The sequence below is a fragment of the Armatimonadota bacterium genome (genome assembly GCA_031460175.1).
Classification (GTDB): domain Bacteria; phylum Sysuimicrobiota; class Sysuimicrobiia; order Sysuimicrobiales; family Sysuimicrobiaceae; genus Sysuimicrobium; species Sysuimicrobium tengchongense.
The window spans coordinates 26,560-48,482 of sequence record JAVKGW010000011.1 but is presented as its reverse complement, the minus strand read 5'-3'; the positions used below and the strand labels follow the sequence as shown (position 1 = coordinate 48,482).

Sequence of the window (21,923 nt, the reverse complement as noted above, 5' to 3'; positions counted from 1 at the left end):
TTCCGGGCCAGCGGGTGGTGGTGGGGCGGCTTGAGGAGATCGTGCGGAAGGTGGAGGAGGCACGACTCGAGCCGCCCGCCACGCTGGTGGTGGGGGAGGTGGTGCGCCTCAGCCCGTGCGTTCCCCATCGCGCCCTCTGGACCCTCAATCCAGGATCGTGACGACCCCTGCATCTCCATCTATCCGGATCCTCTGTCCTGTCCGGATCCGCTTCGTGGCAGATCCGGTTCCAAGGACTGCGGGGATTCCGAACTCCCGGGCCACGATGGCCGCATGGGACATCAGGCCTCCCGCGTCGGTTACCGTCCCGCGTACCCTGGAGAGCACCGGGGTCCAGCTCGGCTGCGTGGCATAGCACACCAGGATCTCCCCTTCCTGCACCTCCTCCAGCTGCTCGGTGCGGAGCACCACCCGCGCCGTTCCCTCCGCGGTGCCCGGTGAGGCTCCGATCCCCCGGAGGACCTTCCCTTCCTCCCTCAACCCCTCCGCCCACTCCCGGAGACGTTCCGGGGTGATCCCGCCGAGCATCACCACCGCGGGATCCACCACGGCCTCCGGCAGCTGGCCCAGGGCCGGGAGGGGAGTCCACGTCCGCAGCCGTTCCAGGACGGCCCGCCTTCGATCCACGATCCGTGGCCAGTAGCGCCCACCCCGCGCCGGAACCCCGATGGCCCACCCCAGAAGCATGTCCACCAGAGCCGTGTGGACCTCCGTCCAGTGGAGGTAAAAGATGTCCTCCTCGTTTTGCAGAATCCTCTGCCTCGTCAGCAGCCGTCCCAGCTCCCGTACCTTGTTCCAGAAGGTGCTCTGGTACCAGTGCTCCACGTAAAACTGGTGGTCCTCGATGGCGTAATACACGTCGCGCACAAGCCTCAGGAGCTCATCGAAGGCCTTCCGGTCCTCCTCCGTCTGCAGCAAAGCCCGGTACCCTTCCGTGACCTGATCCCGTTCTCGTCGGCGGCCCTCCACGTCCCGCTCCAGGGGTTCTCCCTGCTTCACCTTCGCCACGTAGTCGCACAGGATGCCGAAGATGGCCTCCGGATCGTCTACCCATGCCCGAAAGTGATGCTGGAGTCCGTCCCCCGTGTTCATGTAGAACCAGGGGTCGGAAGTCCGGCGCCACTCCTCCAGCCAAGCTCGGCCCGCTTCGGTCTGTTCCAGGAGCTGGAAGACCCCCCTCACGTCCGCCGCAGGGTCGAAGGAGCCGTCCACCCCCAGCTCCACCGCCCGCCGCGCCAGACGCTTGAGCTCCTCGTTGGGGCGAAACGTGGTTACATCGATGGCGCCCACCATCTGGGTAATGGCCTGGTCGGAGATCTCCGGGAACGCCTTCTTGCAGAACTCGTAGAAGGTGAAGTAGGCGGCGAACCCGATGATCACGATCTCCATGTGGTACTGCCACACCCGGAAAACGCTCTCCACGAGCCGGTGGTACGTGACGAGGAGGTCCAGGGAGGAGCCATACCCTCGGCGCTCCACGATGAAGGATTCCGGTTCCACCTCGGGGAGGTTCTCAAAGGAGAAGGCCTTCAGCCGCTCGATCTCCGCTCGAACCTTCTCCTTCCACTCTGTATAGATGCGGTTCCAGTTCGCGTAGTAATACCCGGCCCGGGACTGGAACAGCTTGACCCGTTCCTGGACCTTCTGCGGATCCGCTACGGGAATCGGGCTGATGTAGAGGTATCCGTTCAGGAGACGGGCGGCGATGCCCATGGCGGGGGGGATCGCGAAGGTGCGGCTGTTCATCTGTCCCAGAGCCAGGTGGGTCGCCTCCACCATGACGGCATCGAAGGGCGCGAGCACTTCCGCGAAGTGAATGGTCCCGAACAGCCACAGGCTCTGCTCCTCCCACTCCTCCCCGAATCGGAGGTAGTAGGGGTAGAGCTCCTCCCACCCCTCCGCGCCGGGCGGGGTCGGAACGTCCCGGGGACTGGGAAAGTGGAGCGGGGCCGACATGGTTTCGGAAGGATCGCGTCCTCAGCGCCGCTCCACCCACGCCTCCCCGGGCTTCCAGAAGGGCCAGGCCACGCCCCGCATGTGGTACGTGTTGTGCACATAGGGCGCGGTCACGTATACCCGGGGCCCCATCCACAGGGGGATCACCGTGCGGTCCTCCAGGAGCAGACGGTGGACCGCCTGGGTGCGCGCGGCTTCTGGCTGCAGGGTGGCGATGGACTGCTGGAAGAGCGTCTGCAGCTGCGGTGGCCGGCGCAGGCTCACGTACACCTCCGGGGCCTCGATGTAGTAGAAGCCGATCATGCTGTTGTAGTTCGCGAAGAACCCGTAAAGCTGCACCAGGAACCCGGTCCATCCCTTGGTCTGGTACTCCCGGTATCGCCCGATCTCCGGGAACTCCAGATCCGCCTGGATGCCAGCCTCCGAAAGGTACCGCTGGATGGCCACCACCGCGTCCCGCTCCACGAAGGGCGGGGCGATGAGCCGTGTCCGGAATCCGTTGGGATACCCGGCCTGGGCGAGCAGCTCCTTGGCACGGTTCGGGTTGTACGGCGTGGGCGGGAGGTCGCGCAGATAGGCGTTGTGCTCCGGGAAGGCGATCTGATGGGTGACCTGGAGGACGCCGGGGCCCAGGGCCTGCACGATGGCCTGCCGATCGATGGCGTACGAGACGGCCTCCCGGACCTCCCGCTTCGCAAGGGGGGAATTGGCGTTCGCGCTGTCCGGCACCAGCATCACGATGTAGTTGGGTGCACCCACGAGCCGGAAACCCGCCGCCGCGAGCTCCCGGATCACCCGGGGATCCTGGATGCCCGCCACGTCCACCTGCCGGGCCAGCAGGGCGGCCTTGAGGGTCTGGAGGTCACGGATGAACCGCAGCTCCAGCTCATCCAGATAGGGTTTGCCGCGGTCCCAGTACTGGGGGAACTTCCGGTATCGGACGTAGCTGTCCCGCTCGTACCGGACGAACTGGAACGGCCCCGTTCCCACGGGGTGCCACCGCGCGCGCTCCAGTCCCATCCGCGAGATGGCCTGGGGAGAGACCACCATGGCGAAGGTCCCTGCCAACCCCACCAGGATCCGGTTGTCCCACCGCCGGTACACAAGCCGCACCCGGTCCGGTCCCAGGACCTCCACCCGGACCAGGTCCGGGAAGCGCCCCACCTTCTTCTGGTTTTCCAGGGCAAACTGCACCGCCCGGGCGTCGAACGTGGAGCCGTCGTGAAACCGGACGCCCCTCCGGAGCAACAGGGTGAGCTGCCGGCGGTCCGAGGAGAGCTCCCATCGCCGAGCCAGGAGGGGCTTCGGGGTCCCGTCCCGGTCCATCCAGATGGGCGGTTCCAGGGAGGGGATGGCGGGGATGGTGCCGAACGCCGTGATCTCCCAGGGAACCCCGAACGGCTCCCCCGGCGGTTCGTCCACCACCCGCAGGATCCCCCCATAGGGCCCCGTGGGGCTCGAACGAGCAATTCCCCCAAGGATCAGGGATCCCATCACCCCCAGGATCCCGACCAGGAACAGCCCGGGCCTTCTCCGCACCTCCACCACCCCCTTTGGCGAACGGCCTTTGGAAAGGGTTATTACGACGGATCCATGAGAAACCCCTCCTGTCCGTGGTTTCCGCCATTCACAATGGGAGAAGGAAGCGGACGTCGGAGGTGGGACGTGCGATACCGGCGCTTGGGTTCCACGGGGCTGAAGGTCTCCGTGGTGGGCTTGGGCGGGAACAACTTCGGACGGGTGTGCGACGCGGAGCAGACCGCCCGGGTGGTGCACGCGGCCCTGGACTGCGGGATCAACTTCTTCGACACCGCGGACAGCTACGGGGGCGGGCAATCGGAGGAGTTCCTGGGCCGAGCCCTTCGGGGGCATCGGGAGGAGGCGGTCATCGCGACCAAGGTGGGGTGGGAGCTGGGCCCGGGCCCCAACCAACGGGGGGCCTCCCGGGCCCGCATCCTGGGCGGCATCGAGCGCAGCCTGCGGAGGCTGCAGACGGACTACGTGGACCTCTACCAGATCCACCGATGGGATCCGGAAACCCCTCTGGAGGAGACCCTGGAGGCCCTCAACGACCTCGTGCGACAGGGTAAGGTGCGCTACATCGGGTGCTCCAACTTCGCCGCTTGGCAGTTGGTGTGGTCCCTGTGGATCTCAGACCGGAACGGATGGGCACGATTCGCCACGGTGCAGCCGGAATACAGCCTCCTGAACCGCGCGATCGAGCGGGAGCTGTTGCCCGCCTGCGCCGCCCTGGGGGTAGGCGTGATCCCGTACTTCCCTCTGGCCGGGGGGCTGCTCACGGGGAAGTACCGGGAAGGGGAGCCAGCCCCTCCCGGGACCCGGTTCGCGCAGCTGGAACACATGCGGAACCGGTTCGCCACTCCGCGGAACTTCGCCGTGGTGCGACGGCTGGAGGAGTGGGCCCGCAAACGGGGACATGAACTCGCGCAGATCGCCCTCGCGTGGCTCCTCCACCGGCCCGCGGTTTGCACGGTGATCGCGGGGGCCACCAGACCCGAACAGGTGGCGGCAAACGCCCGGGCCGCGGAGGTCCAGCTCACCCCGGAGGAGGTGGAGGAGCTGTCCGCTCTGGCCGCGCCGGAGAGCCCGTAGTGCGGGGCATTCGGTTCCACAACGGCAGGATCTACACCCTGGATCGCGGGGATACCGTGGCTCAGGCCCTGGCCTGCTGGCAGGGCCGGATCGTGGCCCTGGGAACGGATGCGGAAGTGCGGAGCCGGTTTCCGGAGTTTCCGGAGGTGGACCTGGGAGGACTTGTGGTCCTCCCGGCCTTCACGGACGCGCACCTGCACCTGGTGGCCCTCGGCCTTTCCCGTCGCCAGGTGGACCTGGAAGGTGCGCGTTCCCTGCGGGAAGCGGTCTTGCGGGTGGCGGAAGCGGTGCGGCGGACGACTCCCGGCACCTGGATCCTGGGGCGGGGGTGGGAGCCGAGTCGGTGGCCGGAGGGGGAGGTGCCCAGTCGGGAGGACCTCGACGCCGTCGCCCCGGAGAGCCCCGTGGTCCTGTGGAGCCGGGACGGGCACCTCCTCTGGTGCAACTCCCAGGCCCTGGCGCGGTCGGGCGTGGGTCCGGGGACCCCGGACCCGCCCGGCGGAGTCATCGAGCGGGTGGGAGGAACGCCCACGGGGGTGCTCAGGGAGGCTGCCACGGCCCTCGTGGCCCGGGCCGTTCCCCCACCTCCGGAGTCGGAGGTGGAATCCGCGGTTCTGGAGGCCGTCCGCCATCTCCACCGACACGGGATCACCGGGGTCCACCACATGGCGGGACCCGGGGAGGACCGGTCGGTGCTCGCGGTTTTGCAACGCCTGCACCAGACGGGTAGTCTGCGGCTTCGGGTGGTGGCCGCGATTCCCGCACAGCGCCTGGAAGAGGCCCGGCGTCTCGGGTTGAAGTCGGGTCTGGGGGACGAGTGGCTGCGGGTGGGCTTCGTGAAGATCTTCGCGGACGGGACCCTCGGCTCCCAGACCGCGGCCATGCTGGAACCCTACGAAGGCCAGCAGAACATGGGAATCCCCGCGTATGAACGGGAGGAACTCGTGGAGTTGGTGACCCGGGCCGCCCGGGCCGGATGGTCCTGCGCGGTGCACGCCATCGGCGACCGCGCGAACCGCTGGACACTGGATGCCTTCGAAGCCGCTCAGGATGCCAGCCGCCAATACGGGCTTCGGCATCGGGTGGAGCACGCGCAGCTGGTCCATCCGACGGACCTGCCCCGGTTCGGGCAGCTCCGGTTGGTCGCCTCCATGCAGCCCATCCACTGCGCGAGCGATGAGGCGATCGCGCGCCGGTACTGGGGCCCCCGCTCCGGATATGCCTATGCATGGCGGTCCCTGCTGCGTAGCGGAGCCGTGCTCGCCTTCGGGTCCGATGCACCCGTGGAGGTCCCGGACGTGCTGCGGGGAATGTACGTGGCCGTCTTCCGCCGCCACCCGGAAGACGGCCGTGAGCTTCCGGGGCCGGAAGAGGCCCTTTCCGTCCGGGAAGCCCTCCGGGCCTACACCCTGGGCCCCGCGTACGCCGCGGGGGAGGAGCACCTCAAGGGGAGTCTCGAGGTGGGAAAGGTGGCCGACTTCGTGGCGGTGGATCGGGACGTGCTCCGGCAGCCGGAGACCTTACGGGAAGCCCGTGTTCGCATGACGGTCCTGGGCGGGGAAGTGGTCTTCTCGGAGTGAGGGATTCCCCCTGAGCGCTCCTTCCAGCTCCAGCAGCGCCCGCTTCCGGTGCACCCCCCATCCGTACCCGCCTAACCCGCCGTCGCTGCGGACCACCCGGTGGCAGGGGACGAGGACGGCCACGGGGTTGGCCGCGCATGCCCGTCCCACGGCCCGGGCCGCGTCGGGACGCCCGATGGCCCGGGCCACATCCGCATAGGACCGGACCTCGCCCCGGGGGATGTCCCGCAAGGCTCGCCACACGGTCCGCTGGAACGGGGTTCCCCGGAGGTCCACGGGCAAATCCAGCGCCGTCGAGGTACCGGCCAGGTAGGCCTGCAGGGACGAGGCGAACACCTCCAGCTCCGGATCCGTCTCCTCCCGCTGCGCCCCTGGGCTCTTCTTGCGGAGACGGCGCTCCAGCGCCGTCTCCTGCCCCCACATGACCGCGCACACCCCTCGGGAGGTGATGGCCACGAGCATCCGCCCGAGGGCGGAGGGGACCACGGTGTAGACGATCTTCATCTCCCTAGATCTCCTCGTCTTCAGACTCCTCCAGCTCTTCTGGCCCCCACTCCTCTTCCGGGAACTCCTCAAGGCCCTCCGCGACCTCCCGGGTCTGGAAGCCGCACTCCGTGCACTCATAGACGTACACGGAACGGAGCTCGTCCGAGATCACGAGCTCCATCTCCGCGCCGCACACGGGGCAGGGGCGGGTGAGGGGGAGGGCCATGAGGGGCCTCACTGGAAGGAGAAGCGGCGCGGGGGCATCTCATCGTCCAGGGAACGGAGACCCTCAGGCTCCACCCGATGCCCGCAGATGGGGCACTCGTACCATGAGGCTTCCCGGGCCCGGGGTTCGAACCGGAGCTCCATCACGGTTTCGCAGTACGGGCAGCAGAGCCGCTGTTCCCGCATCCCCCTCGCCCCCTCTTCCGGTGGGTGCGGTGAACATTCTTTGCGGCGGGAGAAATTCCTGCCTGGCCGGCTCAGGAAAGAAATCAGGGGGGCTTTGTTGCCCCCCCTTCCCCGGGCCCTGAAGCCCTCAGGATCCTGTCACGCCCGCGTGCCGGAAGATGCCGAACCGCTCCGCCCGGCGGGTCACCGCTCCCCAGTCCAAGTTGCGGAAGAAGGCGTCGATGTACGCGCCCTTGTTGGTCCCGAAGTCGATGAAGTAAGCGTGTTCGAAGACGTCCAGGGCCACCAGCGGCGTGCAGTTCCAGACGGGATAGGTGTTCTGTTCGTCTCCGATGTAGTTGAAGAGCCGCCCCACATCCCAGTCGTAGGCGAGCCACGCCCAACCCCGGGCCGCGATCCCCGTGGCCTTCAGGTCCTTCTGCCACTCTTCGAAGGAGCCGAAGTCCCGCTCCAGGAGCTGCAGCAGGGCTCCCTGGGGCTTTCCCCCGCTCCCCCCCAGGTGGTCGAAGTAGATCTCGTGGTTCTTCACGCCTCCGATGGCCCGGGTGAGCTCCACCTTCAGCTCCCGGATCTCGGAGTAGGTGGGGTTGGCCTTGGCGGGGTCCTTGTCCAGGGCCGCGAGCTTCTCCAGGATCTCGTTGGCCTTGTTCACATAACCCTGGTAGAGCTTGTAGTGTTCCTCCATGGTACGCTTGCTGATGCCGTCCAGCTCCACCTCGAAGGAAGGGAACTTCTTGGCCTCGTACTTGACCATCCCCTTACCCTCCTTTCCCGGGGAGATTCCCGCGCTGTGTTGACTTGGGTCCAGTATACCACCTTCCCCTCCGGGACGCCCCGCGGGCGTCCCGGAGGGGACGTCCCGTGGCACGTACTCCGCCTTCCGGTAGGTCTCCGTGGCTCCGCAGTGCGGACAGGTGTGGTAGTTGGCCGCGAAGGTCCCCTTCCGGAAGGACGCCGGATCCGTCCGGATCCGCGTGTCGAACAGGTGCCCGCAGACCTTGCACACCACGTGGAGGGCAATGCGGGCCACCCTACCCCCCCTGGAGCTGCTCCCGGCGCCAGATGATCTTCCGGCCCTCCCGGTACACGGGCTCCGGGAGCTCGCCCGCCTCCAGCCGGCGCACGAGCTCCTCCGCGGAGAGGCCCAGGAGGTCGGCCGCCTCGTAGGTGGTGAGGATGGTCTCCCCCCGAGCGACCGCCTCACACACCCTCCGCAGGAACCGGTCCGGCCCGGGTCGGTGTATGATCAAGCCGATGGCGGATCTGCCCCGGGGGTGGGCCTGCTTGAGGAGGTTGCTGAACCTTGCGAGCTCCTCCGCGAATCCGCGCAGGTGCGGGAGGACCTCCAGGTCCCGTGAGGGAGAAAGCGGATAGGCCTGGGGCATACGCTTCCGCTCCCGGCGCAGGGCCGAAAGGGTGGTGCCGGAGGAGGGATTTGAACCCCCACGGGCTGTGCGCCCACTACGCCCTGAACGTAGCGCGTCTGCCGTTCCGCCACTCCGGCCCGGGCAGCATTCCATCGTAGGGAAACCAGAAAGGCCCGTCAAGATGTCCCTCTCCTCCCTTCTCCGCTTCCTGCGCGATCGCTACGGGGACCGGGTGGTGCATGTGGAGCACCTCCCCCCCCGGGCCCCGCGGTATGCGGATCCCGCCCGCCCTCTCCCTCCTCCCCTGAGGGAGGCCCTGGAGCGCAAGGGCGTCGGGCGCCTGTACCTCCACCAAGCCCTGGCCGTGGACGCGGTGCGGGCGGGGGAGTCCGTGGTGGTCACCACCTCCACCGCGAGCGGGAAAACCCTCTGCTACACCCTCCCCGTCCTGGAGCGGATCCTTCAGGATCCCCGCACCCGAGCCCTGTACGTGTACCCCACCAAGGCCCTTGCCCAGGATCAGCTGGATGCGCTGCGATCCCTGGGATTGCGCGTGTGGGCCGGGATCTACGACGGGGATACCCCGCCCAGGGACCGGCCCTACATCCGGGACACCGCCCAGATCCTCCTGACAAACCCCGACATGCTGCACATGGGGATCCTTCCCCAGCACCGTCGGTGGGCCCACGTGTTCGGAACCCTCCGGTATGTGGTCCTCGACGACCTGCACGTATACCGGGGGGTGTTCGGAAGCCACATGGCCCTGGTGCTGCGCCGGCTGGAACGCATCTGCCGGGCACACGGCACCCAGGTCCAGTTCATCTGTACGTCCGCCACCCTCGCGAACCCCGGGGAGCTCGCGCAGCGCCTGCTTGGGCGGCCCGTGCGGGTGATCTCGGAGGACGGGGCCCCGCGACACGCCCGGCACTTCCTCCTGTGGAACCCGCCTCTGGACGCTTCCGGCGTCTTTCGCCGCAGCCCCTACCGGGAGGCTACGGAGCTCTTCTGCACCCTGATCCAGCACGGGGTGCGCACCCTCGTGTTCGCTCAGGCCCGCAGGGTCGCGGAGTTGATCTACCGGTATGCCGCGGATCGCCTCCCCCCCGAGCTGGCCTCCCGCGTCCAGCCCTACCGGGCCGGGTACCTCCCGGAGGATCGGCGGGAGATCGAGCGGCGCCTGTTCGCTGGGGAGTTGCTGGGGGTCGTCTCCACGAGTGCCCTGGAGCTGGGGATTGACGTGGGCGTCCTGGACGCCGTGGTGCTGGTGGGATTTCCGGGAACCCTGGCAAGCCTTGAGCAGCGGGCGGGACGGGCGGGACGGGCGAGGGAGGGGCTCGTGGTCCTCGTCGCGCTCGCGGACGCCCTGGATCAGTACCTCATGCGCAACCCCCGATTCCTCTTCGGTCGGCCCGTGGAGGCGGCGGTGGTGGACCCTCAGAACCCCTACCTGCTGGCGGACCACCTGCGGTGCGCCGCCGCGGAGCTTCCCCTCACGGAGGAGGACTTCGCCCTCTTCGGGGATCCCGCTCGGGAGGTGGCGGAGTGGCTGGTGGAGCGGGGGGAATTCGCACGCCGTGGGGGCCGCCTGTACTGGCGCGGCGGGCGGTACCCGGCCGCGGCGGTGAACCTCCGGTCCGGGGGCGGGGCCGTGATCCGGATTGTGGACGACCGTGGGGAGCTGTTGGGCACCGTGGAGGAAGCCCGCGCCTTTCCGCAGGTGCACCCGGGGGCCATCTACCTGCATCGGGGCGAGACGTATGAGGTGCAGGCATTGGACCTCCAACAAGGAGTTGCCCGGGTGCGGTGGACCGCCGCGGATCACTACACGGAGGCCCGCACCACCACCGATCTCCTCATCCACCGGACGCTCTCCCGCAGACCTCTCGGCCCCGCGGAGGCCTTCCTCTGTGAGGTGGAGGTGACCACCCAGGTGGTGGAGTATGCCTGCAAGCGGCTGGAGACGGATCAGGTATTGGGAGTGTTCCCGGTGGATCTGCCCCCGCAGCGGCTGCGCACGGTGGCGGTGGGTCTTGAGCTCCCGGACGACCTCGCGGATCGCGTGCGGCGGGCGGGGCGGGACTTTGCAGGGGGGATCCACGCGGTAGAGCACGCGGCCATCGGGCTGCTGCCGCTGTTCAGCATGTGCGACCGGTGGGACATCGGAGGCGTGAGCGATCCCCTGCATCCGCAGACGGGCCGTGCCTCGATCTTCGTGTATGACGGGTACCCGGGCGGGATGGGGTTTGCGGAGCGCGCCTACCAGGTGGTGGAGGAGTGGCTGGGGGCCACCCTGGAGGCCATCCGGGCCTGTCCCTGCGGGGAGGGATGCCCCTCCTGCGTCCAATCGCCCAAGTGCGGGAACGGCAACCAGCCCCTGGATAAGGCCGCGGCCGTCCTCCTGCTGGAGGCCCTTCTGCGGCCCGAGGGGGGCCGGGGATCCGACTGGTCCCCTTGAGCGTTTCAGGGAGCGGAGGCCGGCATGTCCAGGAAGACGGGAACCCTGTACGTGGTCGCTACCCCCATCGGGAACCTGGAGGACATCACCCTCCGGGCCCTGCGGATCCTGCGGGAGGTGGACCTCATCGCCGCGGAGGACACACGGCAGACCACCAAGCTCCTGCAGCACTACGGCATCCGGAAGTTCCTGCTGAGCTACCACGAGCACAACGAACGGCGGCGTACGGAGGAATTGCTGGCCCAGCTACGCGCCGGCCGGTCCGTGGCCCTGGTGAGCGACGCGGGGACCCCGGGGATCTCGGACCCCGGCTATCAACTCATCCGGGCGTGCGTGGAGGAGGGGATTCCCGTGGTGCCCGTACCCGGCCCCAGTGCCGTCCTCGCGGCTCTCGCGGCAAGCGGACTCGCCACGGACCGGTTCCTGTTCGCGGGATTTGTGCCCAGGAAGTCCTCCGAGCGCCATCGGTTCTTCGAGGAGCTGAAGGAGGAGCGGGGGACGCTCATCCTGTTCGAGTCCCCGGAGCGGATTCTGGAGAGCCTGCGGGACCTGCAGGCGGTGATGGGTGACCGGAGGGTCGCGGTCTGCCGGGAGCTCACGAAGGTGCACGAGGAGGTCTTCCGGGGTCGGATCAGCGATGCCATCGCGCACCTGGGAGCACACCCTCCCCGGGGCGAGATCACCTTGGTGGTGGAGGGCGCTTCTCCCAGATCCCCCGAGGACGAGAAGACGGACGAGGATCTGCGGCGGCTGCTGGCGCAGGGGGAATCCGTCCGGGACGCGGCGGAGGTGGTGGCGCGGGCGTACGGGATCTCCCGGCGGGAGGCGTACCGGCGGGCGCTTCGGATCCGGGGGGAGGGTAGGGCGTAACGGAGCGCATGCGCCTCTTCGTGTACGGCACCCTCCGGGACCCAGAGCTCGTGCGCCAGCTCACGGGCCGTACCTTTCCCACGGAGCCTGCCTCCCTGCCCGGGTGGCGGCTGCTGCCCCCCGGGCGGTCCCGCTCCGGATACCCGGAGATCGTGCCGGATCTGGGGGGGTGCGTTTCGGGGTTGGTGCTGCACGACGTGGATCCCGTTTCCCTGCGTCGGCTGGACGCCTACGAAGAAGGGTACGTGCGCCGGAGGGTTCGGGTGCGCACGGAGAGGGGGCAAGAGGAGGCGGAGGTGTACGTGCCTTCCTATGTGCTAGGCGGAGATCCCGCATCCCGCTATCATGGACCCAGGCGCGGGGCAAGGGATCCCGGAGCAGAGCGGGAGGAACCATGAGAAGGAACCGGGCGGCGATCCTGTGGATGGCGGGTCTTGTGGCCCTCCTGTTGGCGTTCTCCGCGGGCTATGCCCTGGGCAGCCGCACCGGCGTGGCGGCGGCGGATCCCCGGAACGAGGGTCTCCGGATGCTGCAGGCGCTCTCGGAAGCTCTGGAGCGCCAGTATATCCGGAAGGACCTGGACTGGCGGGCCCTCTACGACGGCGCGGCCCGGGGCATGCTCCAGGCCCTGGACGATCCCTATACCGCCTTCTTCGATGCCCAGGGGTTCCGTCGGTTCCAGGAGGACTTCCGCGGCTACTTCTTCGGCATCGGGATCTTCATCGAGAAGCAGGATCGGCGCCTGCTGGTGGTGGCACCCATCGAGAACACGCCCGCGTGGCGGGCGGGCCTACGGCCCGGGGATCACATCACCCACATCGATGGAACCCCAACCGCGGAGATGCCCATCGAGGAAGCCGTGGCCCGGATCCGGGGACCCCGGGGTACGCAGGTGCGGCTTCGCATCCAGAGAGGAGAACGGGCCTTCGAGGTGACCATCGTTCGGGATCGCATCGAGATCACCAGCGTCCAGGGCGAGGAGGCCCTCTCGGACCGGGAGCGCGGACTGCTGCAGGCGGCGGGTCTCTCCTACATCCGGATCCTGGCCTTCAACCAGGACACCTCCGACCGGTTCGCCCGCCAGATGCGACGGGTCCAGCAGGCGCGGACGGAGGGCCTGGTGCTCGATCTCCGCAGCAATCCCGGGGGGCTCGTGGACCAGTGCACCCGGGTGGCGGACTTCTTCGTGCCTTCCGGTCCCATCCTGTATGAGGTAGACCGGGACGGCCGGATGCGCACCATCTACGCCACGGCCCGGGAGAAGTACCGCAAACCCGTGGCGGTCCTGGTGAACGAGGGGACCGCCTCCTGCAGTGAGATCCTCGCGGGAGCCCTCCAGGATACCGGGACCGCGGTCCTCGTGGGGCAGCGCACCTTCGGAAAGGGCGTCATCACCTCCGTGGTGGACCTGCCCGGGGGCCGTGGTGCCACCATCACCACCGCCAAGTACCTCACACCGAAGAAGCGGGACATCCACCGAAAGGGGATCCAGCCGGACATCGTGGCGGGAGACCGCATCGAGGGCAAGACCCCGCAGGAGCTGGAGGCCATCCGGTTCGAGCAGCTCCGAAAGGCGGTGGATGCCCTCCGTCGCCGGTAGTGCGGTCCACTGCTCCCCGTCCCTCCCACAGGCGCCGCCGGTCCTCCCAGGTCCGGCTGTGGATGTGGGTTGTCCTGCTGGGGGCTGCCCTGGCCGTGGGGGCGTACCTCTCCAAACCGGCTTCCCGGAGGGAGCCGGTGCGCTCCGTCCGTCCATCCCCACCCGTCCCCACCCCCGCGGTCAAACCGTCCCCCGAGCCTACGTGGAGGACCGTGGATCTGGCGAGGGAGGCGGAGGCAGTCCGCAGCTCGGCCCTGCGGGCCCTCCCCCCGGACACCCGGGTCCGCGGGGAGACCCAACGGACACGGACGGACGGAGAGGCCCGCTGGACCTGGATGCGATACCGGATTACCCTCGCGCCGGGGCAAAACGTGAAGGCGGTGCTGGGCCGGATGGTCCAGGAGGTGGAGCAGGGCGGCGGCGTGTTGCTCGGGAGCCGACCTGAGGGATCGGGGCAGGTGGCGGAGTTCGGGATCGAGTACCGCGGTCGCCTGCTCCCCGTGCTCCGCGTCTCCCTCATCCCCTCCGAACCCTCCTCGCCGCTCCTCCGGCCGCGGGTGGCCTTCCTCCTCGACGATGCGGGAGGACGCCCGGAGGAGCTGGATCGGGCGCTTCAGATCGGACGGCCCGTGGCCCTGGCGATCCTCCCGGGACTCCCGTACAGCACGGAACTCGCCCGGCGAGCTTCGGAGGCGGGTCTTGAGGTCCTCCTGCACCTCCCCATGGAGCCCCTGGACCCCGGGAAAGCACGAGCCATGGGACCCGGGGGCGTGTACGGGGAGATGTCGGAGGAGGAGATCGCCCGGGTAGTCCGGTCCAACCTCGACCAGCTTCCGGGGGTGGTGGGGATCAACAACCACATGGGATCCCGGGGAACTTCCGATCCCCGGGTGATGCGGGCGGTGCTGGGGGTGGTTCGGGAACGGGGGCTCTTTTTCGTAGACTCCCGGACCTCTCCCGGGAGCGTGGCCGAGCAGGTGGCGGAGGACCTGAAGGTCCCCATCGTCGTCCGGTCCGTCTTCCTGGACAACGATCCGGCCCCGGAGGCCATCCGGAGGGAGTTGGGGCGACTTGTGGTCCTCGCCCGCAGGCGGGGGAGTGCCCTGGCCATCGGCCACATCAACCGGCCGCATACCGCGGAGGTGCTTCGGGAGATGGTGCGGGAGATCGAGGGGGAGGGGGTGGAGATCGTCCCCGTTCGCGCCCTCGTCCGCAAACCGTAGGAAGCGCCGTGGATCTGGAAGGCGTCCTGCGCCGGTTTTTCGTCTTCCTCTCCGAGCAGCGCGGTCTGAAGGAGCGGGTGACCCGGAACGGGTGGTTGCGGAGGACTGCCCGACGGTTCGTGGCGGGGGAGACGTGGGAGGAGGCGTGCGCGGTGGCCGCGCGCCTCAACGCGCAGGGGGTGGCAGCCACCCTGAACTTGCTGGGCGAGCGCACAACCCGGGCGGAGGAGGCCCGGGCAGCCGCGGCGGCCTACCGGGAGCTTCTGAGTGAGATCCGGCGCCGCCAGCTTCGGGCAGACATCGCCGTCAAGGTCACCCAGCTCGGCCTGGATCTCTCCCGGGAGCTCGTGGAGGAGTCCCTGCGGGAGATCTGCGCGCACGCCCAGCACCTGGGAGGGTTTGTCTGGATCGACATGGAGGCAAGCCGTTATGTGGAGCCCACCTTGAGCCTGTACCGGAGCCTCCGGGCTTCCGGCTCCGGTCCGGAGGTGGTGGGTGTCGCCCTCCAAGCCTACCTTTACCGCTCGGAGCAGGACCTGGAGGATCTCCTGCGGCTTGGGGCCCGGGTGCGCCTGGTCAAGGGAGCGTATGCGGAGTCCCCCGCCGTCGCCTACCCGCGCAAGGCGGAGGTAGATGGAGCCTACGTGCGGCTCATGGAACGCCTGCTCCAGGAGGGCCATGAGCCTGCCATCGCCACCCACGACGAGCGGATCCTCGCCCATGCCCTTCGCTTCGCAAAGGCGCACGGGATCCTGCCGGACCGGTTCGAGTTCCAGATGCTGTACGGGGTCCGCCGCGACCTGCAGGCCTGGGTCGTCCGGGAAGGCCATCGCCTCCGGGTGTACGTGCCCTATGGACCGGACTGGTTTCCCTACTTCATGCGGCGCCTGGGTGAGCGGCCCGCCAACGTGGCCTTCCTCCTCCGGAGCCTGGTGCGGGAGGGATGGGTCCCTGAAGGGTTTGGGCGTTGCTCCGGCGTAGAATAGGGGCGGTGTAGATCCACGAGACTCTTTGCGAAGGGGGGATGTTCGGAATGTTCCCTGCTCGCCTTTCCCGGACGTTGCTCTTGGTGTCGGTCCTGGCCTTCGTTCTGGGGAGCGGATCCCTCGTGGCCCCTGCGGCCCCGGTCCGGGTGGGGCCGGTGACCGACGAGTGGGGCGTGGTCCGCGTGGCCCGGGGGCAGCCCATCGTGATCGCGTACTGGCTCGTGGTGGCGGGCCCGGACGCCAGCCTGGGGATCGATAGCCGCCGTGGGATCGAGCTCGCCATCGACGACAAGAAGACCGTGGCGGGCCACCCGATCCGGCTCATTGGGGAGGACAGCGGGTGCAACGCGGAAGGAGGCACCACCGCGGCCACGAAGCTCGCGGCGAACCGGCAGATCGTGGCGGCCATCGGGAGCAGCTGCTCCAGCGAGGCCGTACCGGGAGCACCCATCCTGTGCAAGGCCGGGATCGTGACCGTCTCGCCCTCCAACACCGCCCCGCGGCTAACGGACCCCAAGCGGGGCCCGGAGTACGCGTGCTACCTGCGCACCGCCCACAACGACCTGGTGCAGGGGCGGGCCGCGGCGCAGTTCGCCTACCACGTCCTGGGGGTCCGGCGGGCCGCCACCATCCACGACGGTAGCCCGTACGCGGAGGGGCTGGCGAACGTGTTCGCGGATGTGTTCAAGCGGCTGGGCGGAACCATCACCTCCCAGGAGGCCATCTCGCCCACGGACACCGACATGCGGCCGGTTCTGACCCGCATCGCCGCCGGCAGGCCGCAGCTCCTCTACTACCCCATCTTCATCGCCGCGGGCGGCCACATCACCCGCCAGGCGAAGGAGGTGGCGGGCCTGGAGAACGTCAAGCTGATGAGCGCGGACGGCACCTTCTCCCCCGACTTCTGGAAGGCGGCGGGGGAGGCGGCCCGGGGCATGTACCACTCCAGCCCCGACCTCTCCGTGGAGGCGCTGGGGCCGAAGTACCAGCAGTTCCTGGAGAAGCACCAGCGCAAGTACGGCGAAAAGCCGCTTTCGGCCTTCCACGCCCACGCCTACGACGCGGCCATGATGATCTTCGCGGCCATCGAGAAGGTGGCCCGCAAGGACGCGCAGGGCAACACCTACATCGGCCGCAAGGCGCTGCGGGACGCGCTGTTCGCCACCCGGAACTTCCCCGGCATCACCGGGACCCTCACCTGCAACCCGTACGGCGACTGCGCGGACCCGAAGATCGCCGTCTACCAGACCATCTCCGCGGACCCGGCCAAGTGGAACCCGGGAGTGGACCCCAAGAAGGTCTGGTCCATGAAGCGCTGAAGCGGGACATCCTGCGGGCGGGGGTGAGCCCGGAAGGGGGCTCCTCCCGCCCGCGGTTCCCATGACGGAGGGGGTCGGCAGCTTGGCGGCGGGGGCGTTGCGCAGGCCGGCGCTGCGGCGTCTGAACTTCGTGGACGCCTTCCTTTGGGCGTTCCGCCTGGCGGTCATCCTCGTGGTGGTGTGGGGCACGGTGGGGACCCTGCGGCTGGGCCGGTACACGGGCGAGCAATGGGTGGACTTCGTGGTCTTCGGCCTCGCCCAGGGAGGCATCTACGCCCTCATCGCCCTCGGCTACACCATGGTGTACGGGATCCTCCGGATGATCAACTTCGCCCACGGCGAGGTGTTCATGAGCGGGGCGTACACCGCCTACTTCGCAGCAGCCCCCCTGGCTGCCTCCGGTTTCCTGAACCAGCATCCCATCCTGAGCCTGCTGCTCCTGATGGCGGTGGCCGCGGCGGTGTCCACGGGGGTCGCGGTGCTGGTGGAGCGGGTGGCGTACCGCCCCCTGCGCCGGGCCCCGCGGCTGGTCCCCCTGATCACCGCCATCGGCGCTTCGTTCTTCCTGCAGTACGCCTTCCGGGGCCTGTACGGGTCCGGGTTCAAGGCGTACCCGGAGTTCGAGCTGTTCAAGGGCGAGTGGCAGGTGCTGGGGGTGGGGATCCTGCGGACCCAGGCGGTGGTGCTGGTGGGCGCCGCGGTCCTCATGTCCGCCTTGTACCAGTTCGTCATGCGGACGAAGGTGGGCAAGGCCATGCGGGCGGTCTCGGAGGACAAGGATGTTGCGGCCCTCATGGGGATCGACGTGGACCGCATCATCGTGCTCACCTTCGCCATCGGGGGCGCGGCCGCGGGCGCCGCGGGCGTCCTGTACGCTCTGGTGTTCAAGCAGGTGCACTTCTTCATGGGGTTCGTGCCCGGCATCAAGGCCTTCACCGCCGCGGTGCTGGGCGGCATCGGGAACATCCCCGGCGCCATGCTGGGCGGGCTGTTCCTGGGCGTGGTGGAGTCCGTGGGGCCGGCCCTGTTCCTGGACGGGCTGGGGATCGTGGCGCCCTACCAGCTGAAGGACGTGATCGCCTTCACCATGCTGGTCATGGTCCTCATCTTCCGGCCGCAGGGGATCCTGGGCGAGCGGCTGGCGGCCAAGAGGGCGTAGCGGTGTGGCGCGTGGGGTTGGTGTTCGGAGCGGTGGCCTGCTTCCTGAGCCTGGCGGGCTTGGTGGAGGCGCTCCACGCCCGCTGGGTGGTGGACGGGGTCCTGTCGGCGGGGCAGGTGCTGGTGCTGGCGGTGTTCGTGGCCAGCGGGTGGACCGCCGCTGAACGGTCCGGCTGGACCCCCGCGGGCCGGCTGGGGGCGGGGGTGGGTTCCGGGGCTACGACGGGCTTCTGCGTGGGACTGCTGGTGTGGCTGGCAGCCCACGTGAACCTGAGGACCATGTTCATCAATGCCTCCCCGGCCCTGTTCGCGCTGCTGTCCGGCGGCCGCCCGCCCGGGGAGGCGTGGGTAGGGGCCGTGCTGGCCGGAGGTGCGCTGGGGCTGGTGGGAGCCCTGGGACAGGTGGCGCCCTCCGGGTTGATCCGCCCGGTCCTGGTAGGACTGGGAGCGGCCGTTGGGCTCGGGCTGTTTCAGGACCTGATCCTGCTCATCCTCCAGCCGGAAGGGTTCGCCCCCGTGCGGGACTGGCTGTTCGTGGCGGGAGGAGGCCCGACCGCCCGGGGGGCCGCCGTCCTGTTCGTGATCTCCGCGGTCCTGGCGGCGGTGCACCCCGCGCTGCGGGCGAGGCCGACACGGGTGCTCCGCCTGTCCCCGAGGGTGCGGCGGGTTTTTTGGAGCCTGGTGGGGATCGCGCTGCTGGCCGCTCTGCCCCTCGCGGGAGGCCCGTTCGTGGCCCAGGTGCTGGTGATCGTGGGCCTTTATACCCTCATGGGTCTTGGGCTCAACCTGGAGGTGGGTCTCGCGGGGCTGCTGGACCTGGGGTTCGTGGCCTTCTTCGCCATCGGGGCGTACACGGTGGGTCTGCTCACGTCCACCGGCGAGCACGGGATCGCCCACTGGTCCTTCTGGGCCGCGGTCCCCGTGGCGGTTCTGGTGTCGCTCATTGCGGGGGTGATCCTGGGCATCCCGGTCCTGGGGATCCGGGGAGACTACCTGGCCATCGCCACCCTGGGCTTCGGGGAGATCGTCCGGCTGCTGGTCCTCTCCGACGCCTTGCGGCCGTGGCTGGGAGGGTCGCAGGGGGTGCTGGCCATCCCCAAGCCCGTCCTGGCCGGCTTCGAGCTATCCGGCCCCCAGCACCTGTACTACCTCACCGTGGTGGCGTCCGCGGTGGTGGCGTACGTGGCGTGGCGGCTGCAGGACTCGCGCCTGGGCCGCGCGTGGATGGCCATCCGGGAAGACGAGGACGTGGCGGAGGCGCTGGGGATCAACCTGGTGAGCGTGAAGCTCCTGGCGTACGGACTGGGTGCGGCGTTCGCGGGGGTGGGAGGCGCCATCTTCGCGGTGATGGTGGGATCGGTCTTCCCCCACAGTTTCCAGTTGCTGATCTCCATCCAGGTGCTGGCCCTCATCATCGTGGGCGGGATGGGCAGCATCCCCGGGGTGATCGTGGGGTCGGTGGTCCTCATCGGCCTTCCGGAGCTGCTCCGGGAGTTCGGCGAGTTCCGGTTCCTGGTGTACGGGGCGGCCCTGGTGGCCATGATGCTCCTGCGGCCGGAGGGGTTGTTGCCCGCGGCGGTCCAGCGCCGCGAGCTGCACGTTCTGGAGGAGCAGGCGGAGCCGGCGCTGGTGGCGGGCCGGGACGCGGCTGCGGAAGGGGGTTCGTGAGGTGCCCATCCTCGCCACCCGGCGCATGACCAAGCGCTTCGGGGGCCTGGTGGCCATCCGGTCCCTGGATCTGGAGGTGGAGGAACGGTCCATCCACAGCGTCATCGGGCCCAACGGGGCAGGGAAGACCACGCTGTTTAACTGCATCACGGGGTTCTACCGGCCGGACGAGGGGGAGATCTGGCTATTGGGACAGCGCATCGACGGCCTGCGGCCGGACGAGATCGCTCACCTCGGGGTGGCCCGCACCTACCAGAACATCCGGCTGTTCGCCAACATGACCGCCCTGGAGAACGTGCTGGTGGGGCTGCACATGCACCTGCATTCCACGTGGGTCGGAGCGGTCCTCGCGAGCCCCGCGGTGCGCCGGGAGGAGCGGTGGGCCCACGCGGAGGCGCGGCGTCTGCTGGAGTTCGTGGGCCTGGCCGGCCGCGGGGACCTGCTCGCCCGCAACCTGCCCTATGGGGAGCAGCGCAAGCTGGAGCTGGCCCGAGCCCTCGCCACGCGCCCCAGGCTGCTGCTGCTGGACGAGCCCACCGCAGGCATGAACCCCGCGGAGACCCAGGAGATGATCCAGTTCATCCGCAGGCTGCGGGACGAGCTGGGGATCACCATCCTCCTCATCGAGCACCAGATGCGGGTGGTGATGACCATCTCGGACCGGGTGACGGTGCTGGACTACGGGGAGAAGATCGCCGAGGGCACCCCGACGGAGGTGCAGAACGACCCCCGGGTCATCGAGGCGTACCTGGGGCGTCGGCGGCTGGGGATCGCCGCGGGCTAACCATGGCGCTCCTGGAGATCCGGGACCTGCACGTGTACTACGGCCAGATCCATGCCCTCAAGGGCATTTCCCTCCGCGTGGAGGCCGGGGAGATCGTCACCCTCATCGGGGCCAACGGCGCGGGCAAGACCACCACCCTGCGGACCATCAGCGGTCTGCTGCGGCCGCGGAGCGGCTCCGTGTGGTTTGCGGGGGAGGAGCTGAGCCGGCTTCCGGCCCACGAGATCGTCCGGAGGGGCGTGGTGCAGGTGCCGGAGGGGCGCCGCGTTTTCGGCCAGCTCACCGTCCTGGAGAACCTGGAGCTGGGAGCCTTCACCCGGACGGACTCGCAGGGAGTCCGGGAGGATCTCGAGCGGGTCCTCGCCCTCTTCCCACGGCTCCGGGAACGTCTCCACCAGGTGGCGGGCACCCTTTCCGGAGGGGAGCAGCAGATGCTGGCCATCGCCCGGGGCCTGATGGCTCGCCCCCGGTTGCTCCTCATGGACGAGCCCTCCATGGGGCTTGCGCCCATGCTGGTGGAACAGATCTTCGACGCCATCCGGGAGATCAACCAGCAGGGGACCACCATCCTCCTCGTGGAGCAGAACGCCTTCATGGCCTTGGAGACCGCACATCGGGGGTACGTGCTGGAGACGGGCACCATGGTGCTGGAGGGCCCGTCAGCGGAGCTCCGGGAGAACCCCGAGGTGAAGCGGGCCTACCTGGGCGGCTAGACCCCGTGAAGCGCCCGTTACATGGGCATGGCGGGATGGTGGCGATCCCATCCCACCCGGAGGTGAAGCGATGAAGTCGCGCCTGGTCCTTCTGTCCCTGCTGGCCGTGGTGGCGGCGGCCGTGGGCCTTTTCGCGGCGCCCGCCCCGTCCCGAAGGGTGATCCGGATCTCCATGACCTCTTTCCGGTTCGATCCCAACATCATCCGGCTCAACGAGGGAGAACGGGTGGTGCTGCAGCTGGTGAACGAGGACCCCCAGCGTCCCCACAACATCGCCTCGGCATACTTCGAGCAGGTGGAGCTAACGGTTCGGGGAGAGTTCCGCCGGGGCACCACCTCGGACGGACGCCCCTTCATCTTCCTGGAGCCCGGCAAGCAGGCGGAGGTGGAGTTCGTGGTTCGGGGGCGGGGCCAGTACAGCTTCATCTGCAGCGTGGGCCAGCACGCAGCCCAGGGCATGACCGGAGCCTTCGCCGTCCTCCCCCCCGGAGCGTCCGCGGGCCCGTAGCCGGGGGAGAGAGGCTTTTGACGTGCCCGCGTTCCCTCCCCTATACTAAGGACCTGGGCAGGTCCGGATCCGGGCGGGGCGCCCGGGAAGAAGAGAAGTGGTGGGGCCATAGCTCAGTTGGGAGAGCGCGTGCATGGCATGCACGAGGTCAGGGGTTCGAGTCCCCTTGGCTCCACCAGAAACGGTTGGGACGCGGTTCCCGCGAAGCCTCCGACCCACCTTGGGG

21 protein-coding genes and 2 tRNA genes are annotated in these 21,923 nt (G+C 69.0%); 15 read left to right on the top strand and 8 right to left on the bottom strand.

The features are described from left to right. Positions 1-144: 144 nt before the first annotated feature. Together QN206_11880 and QN206_11875 are read right to left on the bottom strand one after the other, a co-directional pair. Positions 145-1,956, bottom strand: coding sequence for a PEP-utilizing enzyme (locus tag QN206_11880; protein MDR7615503.1), 1,812 nt, complete (start codon positions 1,954-1,956; stop codon positions 145-147). Positions 1,957-1,977: 21 nt separating this feature from the next. Then, complete coding sequence (locus QN206_11875) at positions 1,978-3,495, bottom strand: ABC transporter substrate-binding protein (GenBank protein ID MDR7615502.1); 1,518 nt, start codon at positions 3,493-3,495, stop codon at positions 1,978-1,980. Positions 3,496-3,621: 126 nt separating this feature from the next. Here QN206_11875 and QN206_11870 point away from each other — a divergent pair, with 126 nt between their 5' ends. Together QN206_11870 and QN206_11865 are read left to right on the top strand one after the other, a co-directional pair. Further along, positions 3,622-4,569, top strand: coding sequence for an aldo/keto reductase (locus QN206_11870; GenBank protein ID MDR7615501.1), 948 nt, complete (start codon positions 3,622-3,624; stop codon positions 4,567-4,569). After that, the gene (locus QN206_11865) at positions 4,569-6,149 is read left to right on the top strand and encodes an amidohydrolase (protein ID MDR7615500.1); all 1,581 of its coding nucleotides are present in this window, start codon (positions 4,569-4,571) and stop codon (positions 6,147-6,149) included. The genes QN206_11870 and QN206_11865 overlap by 1 nt, the downstream gene beginning before the upstream one ends. Here the strand turns inward: QN206_11865 and QN206_11860 are convergent. From QN206_11860 to QN206_11835, 6 genes are all read right to left on the bottom strand, one after another. Next, positions 6,090-6,653, bottom strand: a complete 564-nt coding sequence (locus QN206_11860) for a methylated-DNA--[protein]-cysteine S-methyltransferase (protein MDR7615499.1) — start codon at positions 6,651-6,653, stop codon at positions 6,090-6,092. The two genes, QN206_11865 and QN206_11860, sit on opposite strands and share 60 nt — an antisense overlap. 4 nt (positions 6,654-6,657) lie before the next feature. Continuing rightward, positions 6,658-6,861 carry a hypothetical protein gene (locus tag QN206_11855; GenBank protein ID MDR7615498.1) on the bottom strand — a complete coding sequence of 68 codons (204 nt, stop codon included), beginning with the start codon at positions 6,859-6,861 and terminating at the stop codon, positions 6,658-6,660. Positions 6,862-6,869: 8 nt separating this feature from the next. Further along, entirely contained in the window at positions 6,870-7,046 is a 177-nt protein-coding gene (locus tag QN206_11850) for a hypothetical protein (GenBank protein MDR7615497.1), read from the bottom strand. Positions 7,047-7,173: 127 nt separating this feature from the next. Further along, positions 7,174-8,076 (bottom strand): Fe-Mn family superoxide dismutase, encoded by a 903-nt coding sequence (locus tag QN206_11845; GenBank protein MDR7615496.1) that lies wholly within the window; start codon positions 8,074-8,076, stop codon positions 7,174-7,176. Position 8,077: 1 nt separating this feature from the next. After that, positions 8,078-8,431, bottom strand: coding sequence for a hypothetical protein (locus tag QN206_11840; protein MDR7615495.1), 354 nt, complete (start codon positions 8,429-8,431; stop codon positions 8,078-8,080). A gap of 32 nt (positions 8,432-8,463) precedes the next feature. Continuing rightward, positions 8,464-8,550, bottom strand: a tRNA-Leu gene (locus QN206_11835). Between the two features lie 44 nt (positions 8,551-8,594). On the opposite strand from QN206_11835, the gene QN206_11830 reads away from it, so the two are divergent. The 13 genes from QN206_11830 (at position 8,595) to QN206_11770 (ending at position 21,875) form a co-directional block, all read left to right on the top strand. Continuing rightward, positions 8,595-10,868 carry a DEAD/DEAH box helicase gene (locus QN206_11830; GenBank protein ID MDR7615494.1) on the top strand — a complete coding sequence of 758 codons (2,274 nt, stop codon included), beginning with the start codon at positions 8,595-8,597 and terminating at the stop codon, positions 10,866-10,868. A 24-nt stretch (positions 10,869-10,892) separates the two neighbouring features. Next, positions 10,893-11,738, top strand: coding sequence for a 16S rRNA (cytidine(1402)-2'-O)-methyltransferase (gene rsmI / locus QN206_11825; protein MDR7615493.1), 846 nt, complete (start codon positions 10,893-10,895; stop codon positions 11,736-11,738). 8 nt (positions 11,739-11,746) lie between these two features. Beyond that, positions 11,747-12,136, top strand: coding sequence for a gamma-glutamylcyclotransferase family protein (locus tag QN206_11820; protein ID MDR7615492.1), 390 nt, complete (start codon positions 11,747-11,749; stop codon positions 12,134-12,136). Next, entirely contained in the window at positions 12,133-13,338 is a 1,206-nt protein-coding gene (locus QN206_11815; GenBank protein ID MDR7615491.1) for a S41 family peptidase, read from the top strand. The genes QN206_11820 and QN206_11815 overlap by 4 nt, the downstream gene beginning before the upstream one ends. Before the next feature lie 212 nt (positions 13,339-13,550). Then, entirely contained in the window at positions 13,551-14,561 is a 1,011-nt protein-coding gene (locus tag QN206_11810) for a divergent polysaccharide deacetylase family protein (protein ID MDR7615490.1), read from the top strand. Positions 14,562-14,569: 8 nt separating this feature from the next. Beyond that, entirely contained in the window at positions 14,570-15,547 is a 978-nt protein-coding gene (locus tag QN206_11805) for a proline dehydrogenase family protein (protein ID MDR7615489.1), read from the top strand. A gap of 47 nt (positions 15,548-15,594) precedes the next feature. Continuing rightward, positions 15,595-16,866 (top strand): branched-chain amino acid ABC transporter substrate-binding protein, encoded by a 1,272-nt coding sequence (locus QN206_11800; GenBank protein MDR7615488.1) that lies wholly within the window; start codon positions 15,595-15,597, stop codon positions 16,864-16,866. A 61-nt stretch (positions 16,867-16,927) separates the two neighbouring features. Then, positions 16,928-18,025: a branched-chain amino acid ABC transporter permease gene (locus tag QN206_11795; protein ID MDR7615487.1), complete on the top strand. Its 1,098-nt coding sequence runs from the start codon at positions 16,928-16,930 to the stop codon at positions 18,023-18,025. 2 nt (positions 18,026-18,027) lie between these two features. Then, positions 18,028-19,692: a branched-chain amino acid ABC transporter permease gene (locus tag QN206_11790; GenBank protein ID MDR7615486.1), complete on the top strand. Its 1,665-nt coding sequence runs from the start codon at positions 18,028-18,030 to the stop codon at positions 19,690-19,692. 1 nt (position 19,693) lies between these two features. Then, positions 19,694-20,476 carry an ABC transporter ATP-binding protein gene (locus QN206_11785; GenBank protein ID MDR7615485.1) on the top strand — a complete coding sequence of 261 codons (783 nt, stop codon included), beginning with the start codon at positions 19,694-19,696 and terminating at the stop codon, positions 20,474-20,476. Between the two features lie 2 nt (positions 20,477-20,478). Next, positions 20,479-21,189, top strand: coding sequence for an ABC transporter ATP-binding protein (locus QN206_11780; protein ID MDR7615484.1), 711 nt, complete (start codon positions 20,479-20,481; stop codon positions 21,187-21,189). A gap of 70 nt (positions 21,190-21,259) precedes the next feature. Further along, positions 21,260-21,697, top strand: a complete 438-nt coding sequence (locus QN206_11775) for a cupredoxin domain-containing protein (protein ID MDR7615483.1) — start codon at positions 21,260-21,262, stop codon at positions 21,695-21,697. 102 nt (positions 21,698-21,799) lie between these two features. Beyond that, positions 21,800-21,875, top strand: a tRNA-Ala gene (locus tag QN206_11770). Positions 21,876-21,923 lie beyond the last annotated feature (48 nt).

Excerpts from the sequence above, each read along its gene's own strand:
- QN206_11820 (MDR7615492.1), top strand. The coding sequence starts at position 11,747 with ATGCGCCTCTTCGTGTACGGCACCCTCCGGGACCCAGAGCTCGTGCGC.
- QN206_11860 (MDR7615499.1), bottom strand. The coding sequence starts at position 6,653 with ATGAAGATCGTCTACACCGTGGTCCCCTCCGCCCTCGGGCGGATGCTC.
- QN206_11815 (MDR7615491.1), top strand. The coding sequence starts at position 12,133 with ATGAGAAGGAACCGGGCGGCGATCCTGTGGATGGCGGGTCTTGTGGCC.
- QN206_11780 (MDR7615484.1), top strand. The coding sequence starts at position 20,479 with ATGGCGCTCCTGGAGATCCGGGACCTGCACGTGTACTACGGCCAGATC.
- QN206_11850 (MDR7615497.1), bottom strand. The coding sequence starts at position 7,046 with ATGCGGGAACAGCGGCTCTGCTGCCCGTACTGCGAAACCGTGATGGAG.
- QN206_11840 (MDR7615495.1), bottom strand. The coding sequence starts at position 8,431 with ATGCCCCAGGCCTATCCGCTTTCTCCCTCACGGGACCTGGAGGTCCTC.
- rsmI (MDR7615493.1), top strand. The coding sequence starts at position 10,893 with ATGTCCAGGAAGACGGGAACCCTGTACGTGGTCGCTACCCCCATCGGG.
- QN206_11800 (MDR7615488.1), top strand. The coding sequence starts at position 15,595 with ATGTTCCCTGCTCGCCTTTCCCGGACGTTGCTCTTGGTGTCGGTCCTG.
- QN206_11855 (MDR7615498.1), bottom strand. The coding sequence starts at position 6,861 with ATGGCCCTCCCCCTCACCCGCCCCTGCCCCGTGTGCGGCGCGGAGATG.
- QN206_11795 (MDR7615487.1), top strand. The coding sequence starts at position 16,928 with ATGACGGAGGGGGTCGGCAGCTTGGCGGCGGGGGCGTTGCGCAGGCCG.
- QN206_11775 (MDR7615483.1), top strand. The coding sequence starts at position 21,260 with ATGAAGTCGCGCCTGGTCCTTCTGTCCCTGCTGGCCGTGGTGGCGGCG.
- QN206_11880 (MDR7615503.1), bottom strand. The coding sequence starts at position 1,956 with ATGTCGGCCCCGCTCCACTTTCCCAGTCCCCGGGACGTTCCGACCCCG.
- QN206_11830 (MDR7615494.1), top strand. The coding sequence starts at position 8,595 with ATGTCCCTCTCCTCCCTTCTCCGCTTCCTGCGCGATCGCTACGGGGAC.